We start from the raw sequence: 16,632 nt of genomic DNA, 5'->3' as shown, positions 1-16,632 counted from the left end.
GCCGCCCCGTAGGTGCCCGGCCGGCCACGGGTTCACCGCACCGCGGAGGGGAAGGCGTCCCGCGTGGTCAGCGAGGCCGCCAGCAGCCGTACCAGGTCGTTGCACCGGTACAGCGGCCTGCCCTGGGCGTCCAGCCCGGACAGCTCCATCAGGGCGCCGTCCACCAGGGCGTCCAGGGCCGACTCCGCCTCCTCCTCCGCGGTGCCCAGCACCAGCGCCGCGTACTGGGCGGAGAACGGCTCCCCGTCCCAGTCGGCGAGCCCGGTCAGCGTGGCCAGTTCCGGGCCGCCGACCCGGCGCACGCAGTGCACCAGCGCCTCGCGCACGCTCACGTCCCCATACGCCAGCTCGGCCAGCCGGCCCTCCGGATCGGCCAGCCGGGCCGCCAGCCGGGCCACCGGCCAGTGCGGCCGCGCCGCGAGCCGGGCCCCCGTCACCGCGAGGGCCAGCGGCAGCCCGGCGCAGTACGCCACCAGGTCGTCGGCCGCGTCCGGGTCCGCCTCCAGCCGGTCCCGGCCCACCAGCGAGGCCAGCAGCTCCATCGCCTCGTCGTCGTCGACCGGGGTCAGCGCGGTGGTGTCCGCGCCCGCCACCCGGGCCAGCCGGGCCTGACCGGTGATCAGCACCGCCGCCTCCGGGCCGCCCGGCAGCAGCGGCGCCACCTGCCGGTCGCCCACCGCCCCGTCCAGCACCAGCAGCAGCCGGGCGCCCGAGGTGCGGGTCCGGTACAGCCGCACCAGCTCCTCCAGATCCTGCGCGGCGGCCGCCGCCGGGGGTTCCCCGAGGGCGCGCAGCAGCCGCACCAGCACCTCGGCGGGCTCCTTCGGGGCGCCGTCCGGGTGGCACAGCTCCACGTACAGCTGCCCGTCGGGGAAGCGCGCGGCGCAGTCCTGGGCCGCCCGCACCGCGAGCGCCGTCTTGCCCACCCCGGCCATGCCGGTGATCAGCAGCCGGCGCGGGCGGCCGTCCTCGCGGGTCAACCGCTCGCACAGCGCGGCCAGTTCGGCCCCGCGTCCGGTGAACTCCCCGTAGGGCGCGGGCAGCGTCGAGGGCGCGGCCCGTCCCGCGGGCACCGCCGCGGCCGCCGCGGCCTCCGCGGCGGACGCCGGGGGCGCGGCCGAGGCCAGGCCCAGTCCGCCGCCGAGCACCGCCTGGTAGGTGGAGCCCAGCGCCTCGCCCGGGTCCACGCCCAGCTGTTCGGCGAGGACCGCGCGCCCCTCGTAGTAGGTGTGCAGCGCGTCGGCCTGCCGACCGCAGCGGTACAGGGCCGTCATCAGCTGGGCGCGCAGCCGCTCCCGTACGGGGTGCTCGGCGACCAGTCCGGTCAGCTCGGCGGTCACCTGCTCGTGCCGCCCGACGGCCAGGTCGGCCTCGATCCGGCTCTCCAGCGCGATCATCCGCGCCTCTTCCAGCGGGGGCAGCTCCGCCTCGATCATCTGCTCGGTCGCGTTGGCCAGCGCGGTGCCCCGCCACAGGTCCAGCGCGTCGCGCAGCAGCGTCCCGGCCTCCTCGAAGCGCCGGTCGGCGAGGGCCTCGCGGCCCAGCCGGTCGAGCCGGGTGAACTCGGTCAGGTCGATCCACGCCCCGGGCGCCCGCAGCACGTAGCCGGGCTGGCGCCGGACGATCTCGATCTCCTCGCCGAGGTGCTTGCGCAGCCTCGACATGTACGTGTAGATCTGCGCGCTCGCCGTGGCCGGCGGGTCCCACCCCCACAGGAGCGCGCTGAGCCGTGCGTCGGAGACCACGCGTCCCTCGGACAGCAGCAGCGCGGCGAGCACCGTGTGCACCTTCGAACCGGAGAGCGGGATCGTAGCGCCGCCTCCCCGTTTGGCCTCGATCGGCCCGAGCAGCCGGAAGTCCATGCGGCACCCCCTTCTGGTGTGAGCGTCCGTTCTGGATTCCAGAAGCTATGCGGGGGCCTTATTGGAGGGTTATCGCTCGCCGTGCGCCTCCCGGACCGCGGTGATATCCGCAGGCCACGGGGGTGGCGCCGACTCACACGGGCAGGCCGGTGGGGTCCTTGACGCGCTTCATGATGATCTGGGAGTTGACCTCGGTGACCCCCTCGAGCGCCGTCAGCCTCTCGATCCACAGCCGCTCGTACGCGCGCAGGTCCGCGACCGCGATGCGCAGCAGGCAGCCGGGGCTGCCGAACAGCCGGTAGGCCTCCACCACGTCGGGGATGTCCTGGAGGGCGGCCTCGAAGGCCTCGACGGCGTCCCGGTCCCGGCGGACCTCCACCGACACCAGCACCTCGAAGCCCCGGCCCACCGCCTCGGGGTCGATGACCGCGCGGTAGCCCTGGATCACCCCGTCCTGCTCCAGCTGGCGCACCCGGCGCATGCAGGGGGAGGGGGTCAGGCCCACGCGCTGGGCCAGCTCCTGGTTGCTGAGCCGGCCGTCGCGCTGGAGCTCGCGCAAGATTTCACGGTCAATCGCGTCCATCGCGCAATTATCACTCAGCTTTTATTGCAGCTCGGCCCAAACGCGCAATCGCATTGCGCGTAGATGTCACTATCATTGCCCCCTCCAGAAAATCTGTACGAAGCATACGAAGGAAGGGTGGCCATGGGGCGCATCGTCGTCATCAGCACCGGCGGGACGATAGCCAGCCGGTGGATGGGCTCGGGCTTCGCCGCCGAGGCGGACGGCCGCGAGGTCATGGCCACCGCACCGCTGCCCGAGGGCGTCAGCGTCGAGGTCGTCGACCTGTTCAGCGTGAACAGCCCCCGCCTCACCACCGCCCACCAGCTGACCCTGCTGCGCACCGTCCACGAGGTCCTCGCCGACCCCGGCGTCGACGGCATCGTCGTCACCCACGGCACCGACACCCTGGAGGAGTCGGCCTTCCTGGTCGACCTGCACCACCACGACGCGCGCAGCGTCGTCTTCACCGGCTCGCAGCTCCCCATGGGCTCCGCCGACGGCGACGGCCCGGGCAACCTCTACGACGCCCTCCTCACCGCCGCGACCACGCGCGGGCTGGGCGTCCTGATCACCTTCGCCGGCCGGGTCCACGCCGCCCGCGGCACCGTGAAGACCCAGGCCGTGGCCCTGGACGCCTTCGCGGACCCCTCGAAGGAACTCCTCGGCAAGATCGGCTTCGGCAAGGTCGCCGTGCTCCGCACCCCCGAGCGCCCGGCCCCCCTCGCCCTGCCCGCCATGCCCGAGCTGCCGCCGCGCGTCGACATGGTCATGCACCACGCCGACGCCGACCCGCTGCTGCTGAACGCCGCCGTCGAGGCAGGCGCCCAGGGCGTCGTCCTCATCGGCACCGGCGCGGGCAACGCCACCCCGGAGATCGTCGAAGCCGTACGGGCCGCCGTCGCCCGCGGCGTCCTCGTCGCCCTGACCACGCGGGTCGCCGCCGGCCCGGTCACCGAGATCTACACGCACGGCGGCGCGGTCGACCTCGTCGCGGCCGGAGCCGTCCCCACCGGCACCCTGCGCGCCGGCCAGGCCCGCATCGCCGTCCTCGCGGCCCTCCTGTCCGCCCCCGACCCCGCCACCCGCACCCAGACCCTGCGCGCGGCCCTGGGCACCCCGGACCCGGTCCTGGTCGACGCGTAGGGAACGCGCGCGGGCCCGCCCCCGTACGACGGTGACGGGCCCGCCGGGAGACCGGATCAGCCTCCGAACGCGTCCAGGATCCGGTCCGCCGCCGACGTCGGCGTGACGGTGCCCGCCCGGACGGAGGCTTCCAGACCGGGGGCCAGTTCGCGCACCGCCGGGTTCGAGCGGAGGCGGTCCAGGAGCTCGTCGCGGACCATCGACCACGTCCACTCCACCTGCTGCGCCGCCCGCTTGGCCGCCAGCCTGCCGCCCGTCTCCAGGACCGTCCGGTGCTGCTCCAGGCGGTTCCAGACCTCGTCCAGGCCCGAGGACTCCCGCGCGCTGCACGTCAGCACCGGCGGGGTCCACGCCGCGTCCGCCGGGTGCATCAGGCGCAGCGCGCCCGACAGTTCCCGGGCCGCGGCCTTCGCGTCGCGCTCGTGCGGGCCGTCCGCCTTGTTCACCGCGAGGACGTCCGCCAGTTCCAGGACGCCCTTCTTGATGCCCTGGAGCTGGTCGCCCGTACGGGCCAGCGACAGGAGCAGGAAGGAGTCGACCATCCCGGCGACCGTGGTCTCCGACTGGCCGACGCCGACCGTCTCCACCAGGACCACGTCGTAGCCCGCCGCCTCCATCACGATCATCGACTCGCGCGTGGCCTTCGCGACCCCGCCCAGCGTCCCCGCCGAGGGCGAGGGCCGCACGAAGGCCGCCGGGTCGACCGCGAGGCGCTCCATCCGGGTCTTGTCACCCAGGATGGAGCCGCCCGTGCGCGTGGACGAGGGGTCCACCGCCAGGACCGCGACCCGGTGCCCCAGGCCCGTCAGCATCGAGCCGAACGCGTCGATGAAGGTGGACTTGCCCACCCCCGGCACCCCGCTGATGCCGATCCGGCGCGCCTTTCCCGTATGGGGCAGGAGCTCCGTCAGCAGCCGCTGGGCCAGGGCCCGGTGGTCCGCCCGGGTGGACTCGACCAGGGTGATGGCGCGCGCGACGTGCGCGCGCTTCCCGTCGAGCACGCCCTTCACGTACACGTCGATGTCGATCCTCGGGGGCATCCGCTCGGCCGCCTACAGCTCGTGGCCCAGGTCCGCGGCCAGCCGCGTCACCAGGTCGTGGGCGGCGTCCGGGATGACCGTGCCCGGCGGGAAGACCGCCGTCGCACCCATCTCCAGCAGCCTCGGGACGTCCGCCGGCGGGATCACACCGCCCACCACGATCATGATGTCCTCGCGCCCCTCCTCCGCCAGCTGCTCGCGCAGCGCCGGTACGAGGGTCAGGTGGCCGGCCGCCAGCGACGAGACGCCCACCACGTGGACGTCCGCCTCGACGGCCTGGCGGGCCACCTCCGCGGGGGTCTGGAACAGCGGGCCGACGTCCACGTCGAAGCCCAGGTCGGCGAAGGCCGTCGCGATGACCTTCTGGCCGCGGTCGTGGCCGTCCTGGCCCATCTTCGCGACCAGGATGCGCGGACGGCGGCCCTCCGCCTCCTCGAACCGGTCGACGAGCGCACGGGTGCGCTCCACGGACGGGGACTCGCCTGCTTCGGTGCGGTACACACCCGAGATCGTACGGATCTGGCTCGCGTGGCGCCCGTACACCTTCTCGAGTGCGTCCGAGATCTCACCGACCGTGGCCTTGGCCCGCGCCGCGTCCACCGCCAGCGCCAGCAGGTTGCCCTCCAGGCCCTGGCCCGCGCCGCGCTCCGCCGCGTTCGTCAGAGCCCGCAGCGCGTCCTGCGTGCGCGCCTCGTCGCGCTCCTCGCGCAGCCGCCGCAGCTTGGCGATCTGCTGCGCGCGCACCGAGGAGTTGTCGACCACGAGGACGTCGATCTGCTCGTCGTTCTCCACCCGGTACTTGTTGACGCCGATCACCGGCTGCCGGCCCGAGTCGATCCGCGCCTGCGTACGGGCCGCGGCCTCCTCCACGCGCAGCTTCGGGATGCCCGCGTCGATGGCCTGCGCCATGCCGCCGGCCGCCTCGACCTCCTGGATGTGCTGCCACGCCCGGCGCGCCAGGTCGTACGTCAGCTTCTCCACGTACGCGCTGCCGCCCCACGGGTCGATCGACCGGCAGGTCCCCGACTCCTGCTGGAGCAGCAGCTGGGTGTTGCGGGCGATGCGCGCCGAGAAGTCCGTCGGCAGGGCCAGCGCCTCGTCGAGGGCGTTCGTGTGCAGCGACTGGGTGTGGCCCTGGGTCGCGGCCATCGCCTCGATGCAGGTGCGCGTGACGTTGTTGAAGACGTCCTGCGCCGTCAGCGACCAGCCCGACGTCTGCGAATGGGTGCGCAGGGAGAGGGACTTGGCGTTCTTCGGGTCGAACTGCCTGACCAGCTTCGCCCACAGCAGGCGCGCCGCGCGCAGCTTCGCGACCTCCATGAAGAAGTTCATGCCGATCGCCCAGAAGAACGACAGCCGCGGCGCGAACGCGTCCACGTCCAGCCCGGCGCCCTGCCCGGCCCGCAGGTACTCCACGCCGTCGGCCAGGGTGTAGGCCAGCTCCAGGTCGGCCGTGGCCCCCGCCTCCTGGATGTGGTACCCGGAGATCGAGATGGAGTTGTAGCGCGGCATCTTCTGCGAGGTGAAGGAGAAGATGTCCGAGATGATCCGCATCGAGGGCTTCGGCGGATAGATGTAGGTGTTGCGGACCATGAACTCCTTGAGGATGTCGTTCTGGATGGTCCCGGCGAGCTTGTCGGGCGAGACGCCCTGCTCCTCCGCCGCCACGATGTACAGGGCGAGGACCGGCAGCACCGCGCCGTTCATCGTCATGGACACCGACATCCTGTCCAGCGGGATGCCGTCGAACAGCTGGCGCATGTCGTAGATCGAGTCGATCGCCACGCCGGCCATGCCGACGTCGCCCGTCACGCGCGGGTGGTCGCTGTCGTAGCCGCGGTGCGTCGGCAGGTCGAACGCCACCGACAGGCCCTTCTGCCCGGACGCCAGGTTGCGCCGGTAGAAGGCGTTGGACTCCTCGGCCGTGGAGAAACCGGCGTACTGCCGGATCGTCCAGGGCTGGTTCACGTACATCGTCGGGTACGGGCCGCGCAGGTACGGCGCCGCACCCGGGTAGGTCCGCAGGAAGTCCAGGCCCTCCAGGTCACGTCCCGTGTACAGCGGTTGTACGCCGATGCCCTCGGGCGTCTCCCACAGCAGGTCGGCCGGGGTGGTGCCGGTGGACTCCTTCACCGCGGCGCGCCACTGGTCCTCGGTGGCGCCGCGCGGGGCCGCACCGAGGGCGAGCTCGGAGAAATCGGGGATGCTGCTCACACGGCGCTCACTGGTCACGGGGCACTCCCATCCGGTCGAGTACGGAGGACAGCACGGCGACCGCGTCGCAGCCGGCGAACACGTACTCGTCCACCGCGTCGGCGCAGGTGCCGGGCTTGCCCGCGAGGAACACCGTCGTCGCGCCGGCCCCGCGCAGGGCGGCGGCCACCGCCGCGGCCCGCTCCTCGTACAGCGCGTCCGAGGAGCACAGCACCGCCACACCGTCCGCGCCGCTCGCCGCGTACGCCTCGGCGGCGTTCGCCGCGTCCACCGACACCGGGTCGTGCACGGGCTCGATGCCGCCCGCCTGGAACAGGTTCGACGCGAAGGTCGCCCGCCCGGTGTGCGCGGAGGCCGGGCCCAGGGCCGCGAGGAAGATCCGCGGCCGGCTGCCGGTGGCTTCCAGGTGCGCGTCACTGCGGGCGCGCAGCGCCTCGTACGCCTCGTCGCGCCGCACCCGCGGCAGACCGCCCGAGGGCGCGGCCGGAGCCGCCTCGCGGACCAGGGGCTTCTCCGACAGCAGCGGGAACTCGCTGACCCCGGTGACCGGTTCGCGGCGGGTGGCCAGCTTCTTGGAGCGCGCCGCCCACGTGGCCGCGAGCCGCTCCGCGACCAGCCCGGAGCGCAGCGCGGCGGCCAGGCCGCCGGCCCGCTCGACGGTCTGGAAGAACTCCCAGGCCGCGTGCGCCAGTTCGTCGGTGAGCTGCTCCACGTAGTACGAGCCGCCCGCCGGGTCGATCACCCGGGCCAGGTGCGACTCCTCCAGGAGGACGGTCGAGGTGTTGCGTGCGATGCGGCGCGCGAAGGCGTCCGGCAGACCCAGCTCGCTGTCGAACGGGAGCACGGTGACGGAGTCCGCGCCGCCCACACCGGCCGCCATGCAGGCCACGGTGGTCCGCAGCATGTTCACCCACGGGTCGCGGCGGGTCATCATCACCGGCGAGGTCACGGCGTGCTGCCGCTGCGCACCCGCCTCGGGGGTGCCGCAGGCCTCGGCGATCCGGGCCCACAGGCGGCGCGCGGCACGCAGCTTGGCGATGGTCAGGAACTGGTCGGCGGTCGCCGAGTAGCGGAACTCCAGCTGCCCGAAGGCGGCTTCGGTGCCGAGGCCGGCCCCGGTGAGGGCGCGCAGGTACGCGACGCCGGTGGCCAGGGACAGGCCGAGCTCCTCGGCCGCCGAGCCGCCGGCCTCGTGGTACGGCAGGGCGTCGACGGTCAGCGCGCGCACGCCCGGCCAGGACGCGGCCGCCTCGCGGGCGATCTCCACGGCGGGGGCGGTGTCCACGGCCTCGCCGGTGCGGGCCTCGTGGCCCAGCGGGTCGATGCCGAGCGCGGCGCGGGCGGCCTCGGGGGCCACCTCGCGCTCCGCGTACAGGGCGAGCAACGCGCGCGCGGCGTCGGCGTATTCGGCTCCGGCGTCCAGGGTGACCGGGGCGAGGTCGAGGTAGACGTCCTGCAGGGCGCGGCCCAGGGCCTCGGCGGGTACGCCCTGCCGGCCGACGGTCAGCCAGAGGGAGGTGGTGCCGTTCTCCAGGTCGGCGAGGGCCGCCTCGTTGACCCGTACCGGATCACTGCCCGCGATGCGCTGGCGCACGTCCCAGCCCGAGGCGCTGCCGCCTTCGGGGGTGCCGCCCCGTACGAAGGGCGCGAACCCGGGGAAGCCGGTGTCGGGGCCGTCCGCGTCGGGGCCGTCCGCTTCGGGGCGCGCCGTGTACAGCGGGCGGGTGATGAGCCCGTCCTCTAGCTTGGTGGACAGTGCTGCTTCCGCTGCCTCGCCGGTGACTTCCTTGCCCGACTTGCGCAGTACGCCCTCGACGAGGCGTTGCCACTGCTCATGTGTCGTGTCAGGAAATTCGGCGGCCAGGGAGAGCCCGTCGTCAGGCAGGACCGTCATGGCTCGAATGCTAGGGGTGGCTACTCGGCGGTTACCAGAACCACCGGATGTGATCTCCCCCTCTCAGATGAGCTGTGGGGTCGGGGGCGGGGTGGGAGTGGGGTCGGGGTGGGGTGGAGGTGGGGTGGGAGCCGGGACGGGGTCCGTGCTGGGGGCCGGGGAGCCGCCCGCCGGGTCCCGGAACAGCGGGGCCAGGAGGACGGTCGCGGCGGCCTGGGGGAGTACGGCCGGGCCGGCGTGCGGGGCCACGATCCGGGCGGGGTCGTCGCAGACGCGGGAGCGCTCCAGGGCGGCGGTGCGGATCTCGTCGAGGTAGGCGTCGTTCAGGACGCTGGAGAGCTCCGTGACGACCATGACCGCCGGGTTGAACACGTCGAGGAGCAGGGCCGCGGCCCGCCCCACGTCCCGGGCGCGCTCGCGCAGCAGCCGGTCGGCGCGCGGGTCGCCCGCGGCCGCGGCGTCGGCCAGGAGGGGGACCGACGGATCGGGGACGATGCCCCGCCGCACGGCCTCGGCGCCGAGCGCGGTGTCGGAGGCGGCCGCCTGGAGGCACCCCGTACGGCCGCACGCGCAGGCGGCGCCGGACCCGGGCACGGGGAGGTGGGCGACGTCGCCGGCGGCGGAGCCCGGGCCCTGGTGGACGGTGCCCTCGATGCCGAACGCGGCGTCGACGACGTTGCCGATGAACAGGTGGACGAGGCTGCGGCGGGCCGCCGGGTGCCCGAACAGGACCTCGGCGGCCGCGACGGCCCGGGCGTGGTTGTCGACCCGGACGGGGAGCCGGAGGGCGGCGCCGAGTTCGTCCGCGAGGGGGCGGTCGTGCCAGTCGAGCGCGGGGTGGCGCACGACGGTCCCGGTGTCGGGGCGGACCCAGCCGCCGAGGGCCGCCCCGAGGCCGAGCAGGGGGCGGCCGGTGTCGGAGTCGCGGAGGAAGTCGCGGAGCGCGCAGGCGATGAGGGCGGGGTCGTTCCGCCCGGCGTGGTGGGGGAGGGAGCGGCGGGCCAGGGTCCGGCCGCGCAGGTCGACGAGGCTGAAGGTGGAGGAGGGCACCCCGATGTGCAGCCCGGCGGCGACGGGCCCGCCGACGGCCCCGGTGTGCAGGTCGAGCGGCACCCGCGGCCGACCGGACCCGGCGTGCGCCGGGGGCCCGGGCAGCTCGCGCAGCAGCCCGGCCCGCAGCAGCCCGGTCGCCTGCCGCGACACCGCGGCGGGACTCAGCCCGCACAGGGCGGAGATCCCGCTCCGCGCGACGGGTCCGTGGTCCAGCACGGTCCGCAGCACGGCGGCGGCATTGGCGGCCCCCCGGCCGTCGCCCGGCATTCTCGTCATGCGTCGATGATGCCGGGCGGGGCGGGAGGTTCGTGGCGCGGGGCAGGTGCGGCGCGCGAGCCTCCTCCCCCTCGCCCCGGGGGGGTACGAGGCACCCTGCCGCGGTGGGGCGACCTCCGGGGGACGACCCCGGGACGGTGTCCGCCCCCGCGGGCGCGGGGTGCGGACCTCGCCCGGCACCGCGGCGGGGGCGCGCCCCACGGCCCGGAGCGCGGGCGCGCGTCGGTTGCGGGGCGGGCTCCGGGTCGACGGCAGCCCCTGACCGCCCCGGCGGGCTACCGCCTCCCCCCGCCCCCTGCGGAGCGACATGGCGGGGGCGTTGCGGCCCCGTGAAATCCGGCCACGGCTTTTCGGCCGTTGCGGGTTGCGAAGGTGCAGGTCAGGGGCCTGGGGCGGGGCCGCGGAGGGGGAGTGGGCGGGGGTTGACCCCGGGCGGGGGCGCTGACAGGCTCCGAGTCATGACCGCGAACGCGTACCCCGCCCCGCGGCTCCACACCTCCGGACCCTGTAGCGCGCCCGGCCGGTGTCCGGGCCGCTGTCCGGCCCTTCTCGGGGCCTGAGCCCCCGACCCGCCGGCCCCCGGCCGCCCCGCACCCCCGCCGCGTGACCGCCGCGGGGTCCGGGGCGCAGCCCCCGGCCGCTCCCGCACCACCGCTCCGCCGTGCCCCGGCGTACCGCCGGGTGCCGGGTTACTGCTGCGTCCATTTCTTCCGCTGCGGAAATAAACACCGAGGAGTCCTCATGGCCACCGCCACCGCCACCACCGTCACGAAGATCGGCGGCCGCATCGGCGCCGAGATCGGCGGCGTCCGCCTGGGCGGCGAGCTCGCCGCCGAGACCGTCGCCGAGGTCCGGGCCGCCCTGCTCGCCCACAAGGTCGTCTTCTTCCGCGACCAGGACCACCTGGACGAGGCCTCCCACGAGGCCTTCGCCCGGCTGCTCGGGACGCCCGTCGCGCACCCCACCGTGCCCTCCGCGGACGGGCGTTACGCCCTCGGCATCGACTCCCACCACGGCGCCCGCGCCAATCAGTGGCACACCGACGTGACCTTCGTCCCCGCCTACCCCGCCTTCTCGATCCTGCGGGCCGTCACCATCCCCCCGTACGGCGGCGACACGCTCTGGGCCAACACCGCCACCGCCTACTCCCACCTGCCCGAGCCGCTGCGGGCGCTCGCCGACGGGCTGCGGGCCGTGCACTCCAACGAGTACGACTACGCCGCCCTGAAGCCGGACGCCCTCCCCGAGGCCCTCGCCCAGTACCGGGAGGTGTTCACCTCCACCTCCTTCCTCACCGAGCACCCGCTGGTCCGCGTCCACCCCGAGACCGGTGAGCGGACCCTGCTCCTCGGCAACTTCGTGCAGCGGATCCAGGGCCTGACCGGCCGGGACTCGCGGGCCCTGGTGGACCTCTTCCAGGCGCACGTCGAGAGCCCCGAGAACACCGTGCGGTGGCAGTGGCGCACCGGTGACGTCGCGATCTGGGACAACCGCGCCACCCAGCACTACGGCGTCGACGACTCCGACGACCACGAGCGCACCCTGCGCCGGGTCACGGTCGACGGCGACGTCCCGGTCGGGCCCGACGGGGTGCCCTCCCGCCTGATCAGCCCCGAGGCCGTACCCGAGCCGTCCTTCGGCATCGCGTCCGGAGCCTCGACCTCCGCCTGACCCCCCCGCGCCCGAGAACGGAGCACGCCGTGCCGTCCAAGTTGCTCGCCCTCACCGGCAGCCCCTCCGCCCACTCCCGCACCGAGGTCGTCGCCGACCACGTGCTGCGGCGCCTGGCCCACGCCGGGTTCGAGACCGCGCACCTGTCCGTACGCACCCTCCCCGCCGCCGACCTGCTGGCCGCCCGGCGCGGTGAGCCGGAGATCCGCAGCGCCCTGGAGGCCGTCGCCGCAGCCGACGGCCTGGTCATCGCGACCCCGGTCTACAAGGCCTCGTACACCGGCCTCCTCAAGGCCTTCCTCGACCTGCTCCCGCAGGACGGCCTGGCCGGGAAGACCGTCCTGCCGCTGGCCACCGGCGGCAGCCTCGCCCACGTCCTGACGATCGACTACGCCCTGCGCCCGGTGCTCGCCGCCCTCGGCGCCCGGCACGTCACCGCCGGCCGGTTCGTCCTGGACTCCTCGGTCGAGCGCGGGGCCGGCCCCGACCGGCTGCGCCCCGAGGCCGAGCTGGACCTCTTCCAGGCCGTCGACGAGTTCGCCGACGCCTTCCCCGCCCTGACCACCGTCCCGTAACGTCCCGCACCCCAAGGAACCGTCATGTCCGCAGCATCCACCACCGCCACCCGTTCCCGGCGCCAGTTCCTGACCCTGCTCGGCATCTCGGCGGCCGCGGTGAGCTGCGGTACGGCCACCGCCACCGGAGGCGGCTCCGGCCGCCCCGGCGGCCAGGTCACCACGCTGAAGTACCAGGGCAGCGTGGGCGCCGTCACCCTTCCCGAGCTGGCCGCCGACCTCGGCTACCTCGGGAACCTCAAGCTGGAGTGGGTCGGCAACACCATCAGCGGCCCGCAGGACATCCAGTCCGCCGCCACCGGCCAGATCCACTTCGGCGGCGCCTTCAACGGCGCCATCGTCAAACTCGCCTCCAGCAAGGCCCCGATCACCTCCGTCATCTCCTACTACGGCGTCGACCAGGACGCGTACAGCGGCTACTACGTCCTGGAGGACAGCCCGATCCGCTCGGCCCGCGACCTGCTCGGCAAGAAGGTCGGCATGAACACCCTGGGCGCGCACTCCCAGGCCCTCCTGGACATCTACCTGAGCCGCAACGGGATATCGAAGGCGGAATCGGCCAAGGTCGAGGCGCTCGTCGTGCCGCCCGTCAACACCGAGCAGGTGCTGCGGCAGAAGCAGATCGAGGTCGGCGTGCTGGGCGGCGTCCTGCGCGACAAGGCCCTCGCGGCCGGCGGCATCAGGCCGCTGTTCAGCGACTACGACCTGCTCGGCAAGTTCAGCGCCGGCTCCTACGTGATGACGAAGCAGTTCGTGAAGCAGAACCCGGACACCGTCCGCACCTTCGTCACCGGGATCGGCAAGGCCATCGAATGGTCGCGCACCACCCCGCGCCAGGAGGTCATCGCCCGCCAGACCGAGATCGTCAAGAAGCGCGGCCGCAACGAGGACACGGCCACCCTCCAGTACTGGCGCTCCTACGGGGTCGCCGGGCAGTACGGGCGGATCGAGGACAAGGAGTTCCAGCTCTGGCTGGACTGGCTCGGCGAGCGGGGCGAGATCAAGCCCGGCCAGCTCAAGGCCGCCGACCTGTACACCAACGAGTTCAACGGCCAGGGGAAGGGCTGAACCGCCATGGCCAAGATCGTGTTCGAGTCCGTGACCAAGACCTTCCCGGTCAAGGGGGGCGGGAAGGGCGCCGAGTTCACCGCGCTCGACGGGATCGACCTGGAGATCGCGGCGGGGGAGTTCCTGGTCGTCGTCGGCCCCAGCGGCTGCGGGAAGTCCACCCTCCTGGACCTCCTCGGCGGCCTCACCCGGCCCACCTCCGGCCGCATCCTGCTCGACGGCGAGCCCGTCACCGGGCCGGGGCTGGACCGGGGCATCGTCTTCCAGCAGTACGCGCTCCTGCCCTGGCGCACCGCGCTCGGCAACGTCGAGTTCGGCCTGGAGGCCACCGGCGTCCCGCGCAGACAACGGGCGGCGAAGGCCCGGGAGTTCCTCGACCTGGTGGGACTGCGCGGATTCGAGGACCGGCATCCGCACGAGCTGTCCGGCGGGATGCGCCAGCGGGTCGCCATCGCCCGCTCGCTGGCGTACGACCCGGACGTGCTGCTGATGGACGAGCCCTTCGCAGCGCTGGACGCGCAGACCCGCGAGTCCCTCCAGGACGAACTGCGGCGCATCTGGCAGCGGACCGGCAAGACCGTCGTCTTCATCACGCACGGCATCGAGGAGGCCGTGTACCTCGGGCAGCGGGTGGCCGTCATCACCTCCCGGCCCGGCCGGGTCAAGGAGGTCGTCCCGGTCTCGCTCGGCGACCGGCTCACCGGGTCCACCGGCGAGGACCTGCGCTCCAGCCCGGAGTTCGCCCGCTACCGCCACGAGATCTGGAGCCTGCTCCACGACGAGGTGGCCCGCGCCCAGCAACTGGAGAAGGAAGAGGCCGCCGCATGAGCACCGACACACCCGTCACCGCCACCGTCACCGCCAGCGCCACCCGCGCCGGGACCGGCACGCTCGTCCCCGCCGCCCCGGCCCCCGCCGCCCCGGACGCCCTACGGGACGGGGCGCGGCCGGCGGCCCCCGCCGCCCCCGCCCCCGCCGCGCCCGCCGCTCCCCGGCCGGCCCGGTCGGTGCCCGTACTGCGCTGGCTGCGGGCCTCGCTGCTGCGGTCGGCGGCGATCCTCGCCCTGCTCGCGCTGTGGGAGGCCGCACCCCGGCTCGGCCTGGTCGACGCCACCTTCCTGCCCCCGGTCAGCGAGGTGGCCCGGGCCTGGTGGGAGCTGCTCGGCGACGGCCAGCTCGGCGAGCACACGTGGGCCAGTCTCACCCGGTCCTTCGGCGGCTTCGCCATCGCCGTCGCGGTGGCGGTCCCGCTCGGTCTCCTGATCGGGTGGTACCGGCCCGTCGCGGCCTTCCTCGGCCCGCTGCTGGAGCTGTTCCGCAACACGGCGGCCCTCGCGCTGCTCCCCGTCTTCGTCCTGCTCCTCGGCATCGGGGAGACCTCGAAGGTGTCGATCGTCGTCTACGCCTGCGTCTGGCCGATCCTCCTGAACACCATCAGTGCCGTCGGCAACGCGGACCCCACCCTGGTCCGGCTGGCCCGGTCGATGAACCTGTCGACGCCCAGGCTCTTCCAGAAGGTGATCCTCCCGGCCTCCGTCCCGGCCGTCTTCACCGGCATCCGGCTGGCCGGAGCGGTGTCGATCCTGGTGCTGGTGGCCGCCGAGATGATCGGCGCCAAGGCGGGGCTCGGCTACCTGATCAACGCCTCGCAGTTCAACTTCGCCATCCCGCAGATGTACGCGGGGATCGTCACGATCTCGGCCATCGGCGTGGCCTTCAACCAGGTCCTGGTGGCGGTCGAACGCCGCCTCAGCCTCTGGCGCGTCCCCGCCTGACCACCGGGCCCGCGCCCGCCCTCCCGCCCGCCCGACCCAGGGAACAGACATGCCCGCACCCCGCACCCTCCACCTCAACGCCTTCCTGATGAACGCAGGCCACCACGACGCCGCCTGGCGGCACCCGGCCAGCACCCCCGAGCGCATCACCGACGTGCGCTACTTCCAGGAGCTGGCCCGCACCGCCGAACGCGGACGACTGGACTCGATCTTCTTCGCGGACGGCGTGGCCCTGTGGGGCAAGGCCCGCTACAACGCCCTCGGCGGCTTCGAGCCGATCACCCTGCTCTCCGCCATCGCCGCCGTCACCGAGCACATCGGCCTGATCGCCACCGTCTCCACCACCTTCAACGAGCCCTACAACCTCGCCCGCAAGTTCGCCTCCCTCGACCACATCAGCGGCGGCCGGGCCGGCTGGAACATCGTCACCTCCGGCACCCTCGACGAGGCCCGCAACTTCAACCGGGAGGAGCACCTGGAGCACGGGCTGCGCTACGACCGGGCCCGCGAGTTCCTCGACGTCGCCACCAAGCTCTGGGACAGCTGGGAGGACGACGCGATCGTCCTCGACAAGGAGCGCGGCATCTACGCCGACACCGACAAGCTCCACCCGGCCGCGCACAAGGGCGAGTACTTCGGCGTCGCGGGCCCGCTCAACGTGCCGCGCTCCCCGCAGGGCCACCCGCTGCTCGTGCAGGCCGGCTCGTCCGAGTCCGGCAAGGAGTTCGCGGCCCAGTACGCGGAGGCCGTCTTCACCGCGCAGCAGACCCTCGCCGACGGCCAGACCTTCTACAAGGACCTCAAGTCCCGCCTCGCCCGCTACGGCCGCACCGAGGACGAGCTGCTCGTCCTGCCCGGCATCGCCCCCGTCATCGGCGCCACCGAGGCCGAGGCGAAGGCACTGGAACGGGAGCTCACCGAGCTGCAGGTCCCCGAGTACGGGCTCGCCCAGCTGTCGGGGATGCTGGGCACCGACCTCACCGGCGCCGACCTCGACGGCCCGCTGCCCGAGCTCCCCGAGGAGCGGGAGATCAACGGCAACAAGAGCCGCTTCACGCTCGTCGCCGAGATCGCCCGCCGCGACGGGCTCACCCTGCGCCAGCTGATCGCGCGCCTCGGCGCCGGGCGCGGCCACCGGGTCTTCGCGGGCACCGCCGAGCAGATCGCCGACCAGCTGGAGGAGTGGTTCACCCAGGGCGCGGCCGACGGCTTCAACATCATGGCGCCCGTGCTGCCCACCGGCCTCACCGACTTCGTCGACCAGGTCGTGCCGGTCCTCCAGGAGCGGGGGCTGTTCCGCACCGAGTACGAGGGGCGCACCCTGCGCGAGAACTACGGCCTGGCGCGCCCCGCCAACCGCCACACCCGGTAGGGGGGCGAGGGGGGAGGGGAACGGTACGGGCCCCTGGAGCGCGTGCTCCGGGGGCCCGTTCGCGTTCCGGGTCCGGACGGCTCCCGGGGCCGACCGCACGCGGCCCCCGGCTGCGCCCGGCCGG

Annotated in this window: 13 protein-coding genes; 7 read left to right on the top strand and 6 right to left on the bottom strand. The window is 74.0% G+C overall.

Translation table 11 applies throughout. From position 1 onward, the window contains the following. Window positions 1-32: 32 nt before the first annotated feature. Window positions 33-1,862 carry an AfsR/SARP family transcriptional regulator gene (locus tag ABD973_RS06950; protein WP_345499244.1) on the bottom strand — a complete coding sequence of 610 codons (1,830 nt, stop codon included), beginning with the start codon at window positions 1,860-1,862 and terminating at the stop codon, window positions 33-35. 133 nt (window positions 1,863-1,995) lie between these two features. Next, entirely contained in the window at window positions 1,996-2,445 is a 450-nt protein-coding gene (locus ABD973_RS06945) for an Lrp/AsnC family transcriptional regulator (RefSeq protein ID WP_042802011.1), read from the bottom strand. A gap of 123 nt (window positions 2,446-2,568) precedes the next feature. Between ABD973_RS06945 and ABD973_RS06940 the strand changes: the two genes are divergently transcribed. Beyond that, a complete protein-coding gene (locus tag ABD973_RS06940) occupies window positions 2,569-3,570 on the top strand; it encodes an asparaginase (protein WP_125822855.1) in 1,002 nt (333 codons plus the stop codon). A gap of 56 nt (window positions 3,571-3,626) precedes the next feature. On the opposite strand, the gene meaB is transcribed toward ABD973_RS06940, so the two are convergent. The 4 genes from meaB to ABD973_RS06920 all read right to left on the bottom strand — a co-directional run bounded on the left by meaB (window position 3,627) and on the right by ABD973_RS06920 (window position 10,047). Then, window positions 3,627-4,610, bottom strand: coding sequence for a methylmalonyl Co-A mutase-associated GTPase MeaB (gene meaB / locus ABD973_RS06935; RefSeq protein WP_345499238.1), 984 nt, complete (start codon window positions 4,608-4,610; stop codon window positions 3,627-3,629). A 12-nt stretch (window positions 4,611-4,622) separates the two neighbouring features. Continuing rightward, a complete protein-coding gene (gene scpA, locus ABD973_RS06930) occupies window positions 4,623-6,824 on the bottom strand; it encodes a methylmalonyl-CoA mutase (RefSeq protein ID WP_386382174.1) in 2,202 nt (733 codons plus the stop codon). A gap of 7 nt (window positions 6,825-6,831) precedes the next feature. Next, complete coding sequence (gene mutA, locus ABD973_RS06925; RefSeq protein ID WP_125822857.1) at window positions 6,832-8,718, bottom strand: methylmalonyl-CoA mutase small subunit; 1,887 nt, start codon at window positions 8,716-8,718, stop codon at window positions 6,832-6,834. A 63-nt stretch (window positions 8,719-8,781) separates the two neighbouring features. After that, window positions 8,782-10,047, bottom strand: a complete 1,266-nt coding sequence (locus tag ABD973_RS06920) for an ROK family transcriptional regulator (RefSeq protein ID WP_125822858.1) — start codon at window positions 10,045-10,047, stop codon at window positions 8,782-8,784. Window positions 10,048-10,788: 741 nt separating this feature from the next. Here ABD973_RS06920 and ABD973_RS06915 point away from each other — a divergent pair. From ABD973_RS06915 to ABD973_RS06890, 6 genes are read left to right on the top strand one after another with little or no spacing between them, the layout of a single operon-like run. Then, window positions 10,789-11,718: a TauD/TfdA dioxygenase family protein gene (locus ABD973_RS06915; protein ID WP_125605015.1), complete on the top strand. Its 930-nt coding sequence runs from the start codon at window positions 10,789-10,791 to the stop codon at window positions 11,716-11,718. A 29-nt stretch (window positions 11,719-11,747) separates the two neighbouring features. Further along, a complete protein-coding gene (gene ssuE, locus ABD973_RS06910; protein ID WP_125605017.1) occupies window positions 11,748-12,293 on the top strand; it encodes an NADPH-dependent FMN reductase in 546 nt (181 codons plus the stop codon). A gap of 24 nt (window positions 12,294-12,317) precedes the next feature. Next, window positions 12,318-13,361: an ABC transporter substrate-binding protein gene (locus ABD973_RS06905; RefSeq protein WP_125605019.1), complete on the top strand. Its 1,044-nt coding sequence runs from the start codon at window positions 12,318-12,320 to the stop codon at window positions 13,359-13,361. Window positions 13,362-13,367: 6 nt separating this feature from the next. Further along, window positions 13,368-14,189, top strand: coding sequence for an ABC transporter ATP-binding protein (locus tag ABD973_RS06900; protein WP_125605021.1), 822 nt, complete (start codon window positions 13,368-13,370; stop codon window positions 14,187-14,189). Then, window positions 14,186-15,136, top strand: a complete 951-nt coding sequence (locus tag ABD973_RS06895; protein ID WP_345499232.1) for an ABC transporter permease — start codon at window positions 14,186-14,188, stop codon at window positions 15,134-15,136. The genes ABD973_RS06900 and ABD973_RS06895 overlap by 4 nt, the downstream gene beginning before the upstream one ends. 49 nt (window positions 15,137-15,185) lie before the next feature. Beyond that, the gene (locus ABD973_RS06890) at window positions 15,186-16,508 is read left to right on the top strand and encodes an LLM class flavin-dependent oxidoreductase (protein ID WP_125605323.1); all 1,323 of its coding nucleotides are present in this window, start codon (window positions 15,186-15,188) and stop codon (window positions 16,506-16,508) included. Window positions 16,509-16,632 lie beyond the last annotated feature (124 nt).

This window comes from Streptomyces racemochromogenes, assembly GCF_039535215.1.
Lineage (GTDB): Bacteria > Actinomycetota > Actinomycetes > Streptomycetales > Streptomycetaceae > Streptomyces > Streptomyces racemochromogenes.
The sequence above is the reverse complement of the archived record's forward strand: the minus strand, read 5'-3'. Positions and strand labels throughout refer to the sequence as shown.

Bases quoted from the DNA above. Each gene is read 5' to 3' on its own strand.
- ABD973_RS06900 (WP_125605021.1), top strand. From the start codon at position 13,368: ATGGCCAAGATCGTGTTCGAGTCCGTGACCAAGACCTTCCCGGTCAAG.
- ABD973_RS06890 (WP_125605323.1), top strand. From the start codon at position 15,186: ATGCCCGCACCCCGCACCCTCCACCTCAACGCCTTCCTGATGAACGCA.
- ABD973_RS06915 (WP_125605015.1), top strand. From the start codon at position 10,789: ATGGCCACCGCCACCGCCACCACCGTCACGAAGATCGGCGGCCGCATC.
- meaB (WP_345499238.1), bottom strand. From the start codon at position 4,610: ATGCCCCCGAGGATCGACATCGACGTGTACGTGAAGGGCGTGCTCGAC.
- ABD973_RS06895 (WP_345499232.1), top strand. From the start codon at position 14,186: ATGAGCACCGACACACCCGTCACCGCCACCGTCACCGCCAGCGCCACC.
- ABD973_RS06905 (WP_125605019.1), top strand. From the start codon at position 12,318: ATGTCCGCAGCATCCACCACCGCCACCCGTTCCCGGCGCCAGTTCCTG.
- ABD973_RS06940 (WP_125822855.1), top strand. From the start codon at position 2,569: ATGGGGCGCATCGTCGTCATCAGCACCGGCGGGACGATAGCCAGCCGG.
- mutA (WP_125822857.1), bottom strand. From the start codon at position 8,718: ATGACGGTCCTGCCTGACGACGGGCTCTCCCTGGCCGCCGAATTTCCT.
- ABD973_RS06945 (WP_042802011.1), bottom strand. From the start codon at position 2,445: ATGGACGCGATTGACCGTGAAATCTTGCGCGAGCTCCAGCGCGACGGC.
- ABD973_RS06920 (WP_125822858.1), bottom strand. From the start codon at position 10,047: ATGACGAGAATGCCGGGCGACGGCCGGGGGGCCGCCAATGCCGCCGCC.
- ABD973_RS06950 (WP_345499244.1), bottom strand. From the start codon at position 1,862: ATGGACTTCCGGCTGCTCGGGCCGATCGAGGCCAAACGGGGAGGCGGC.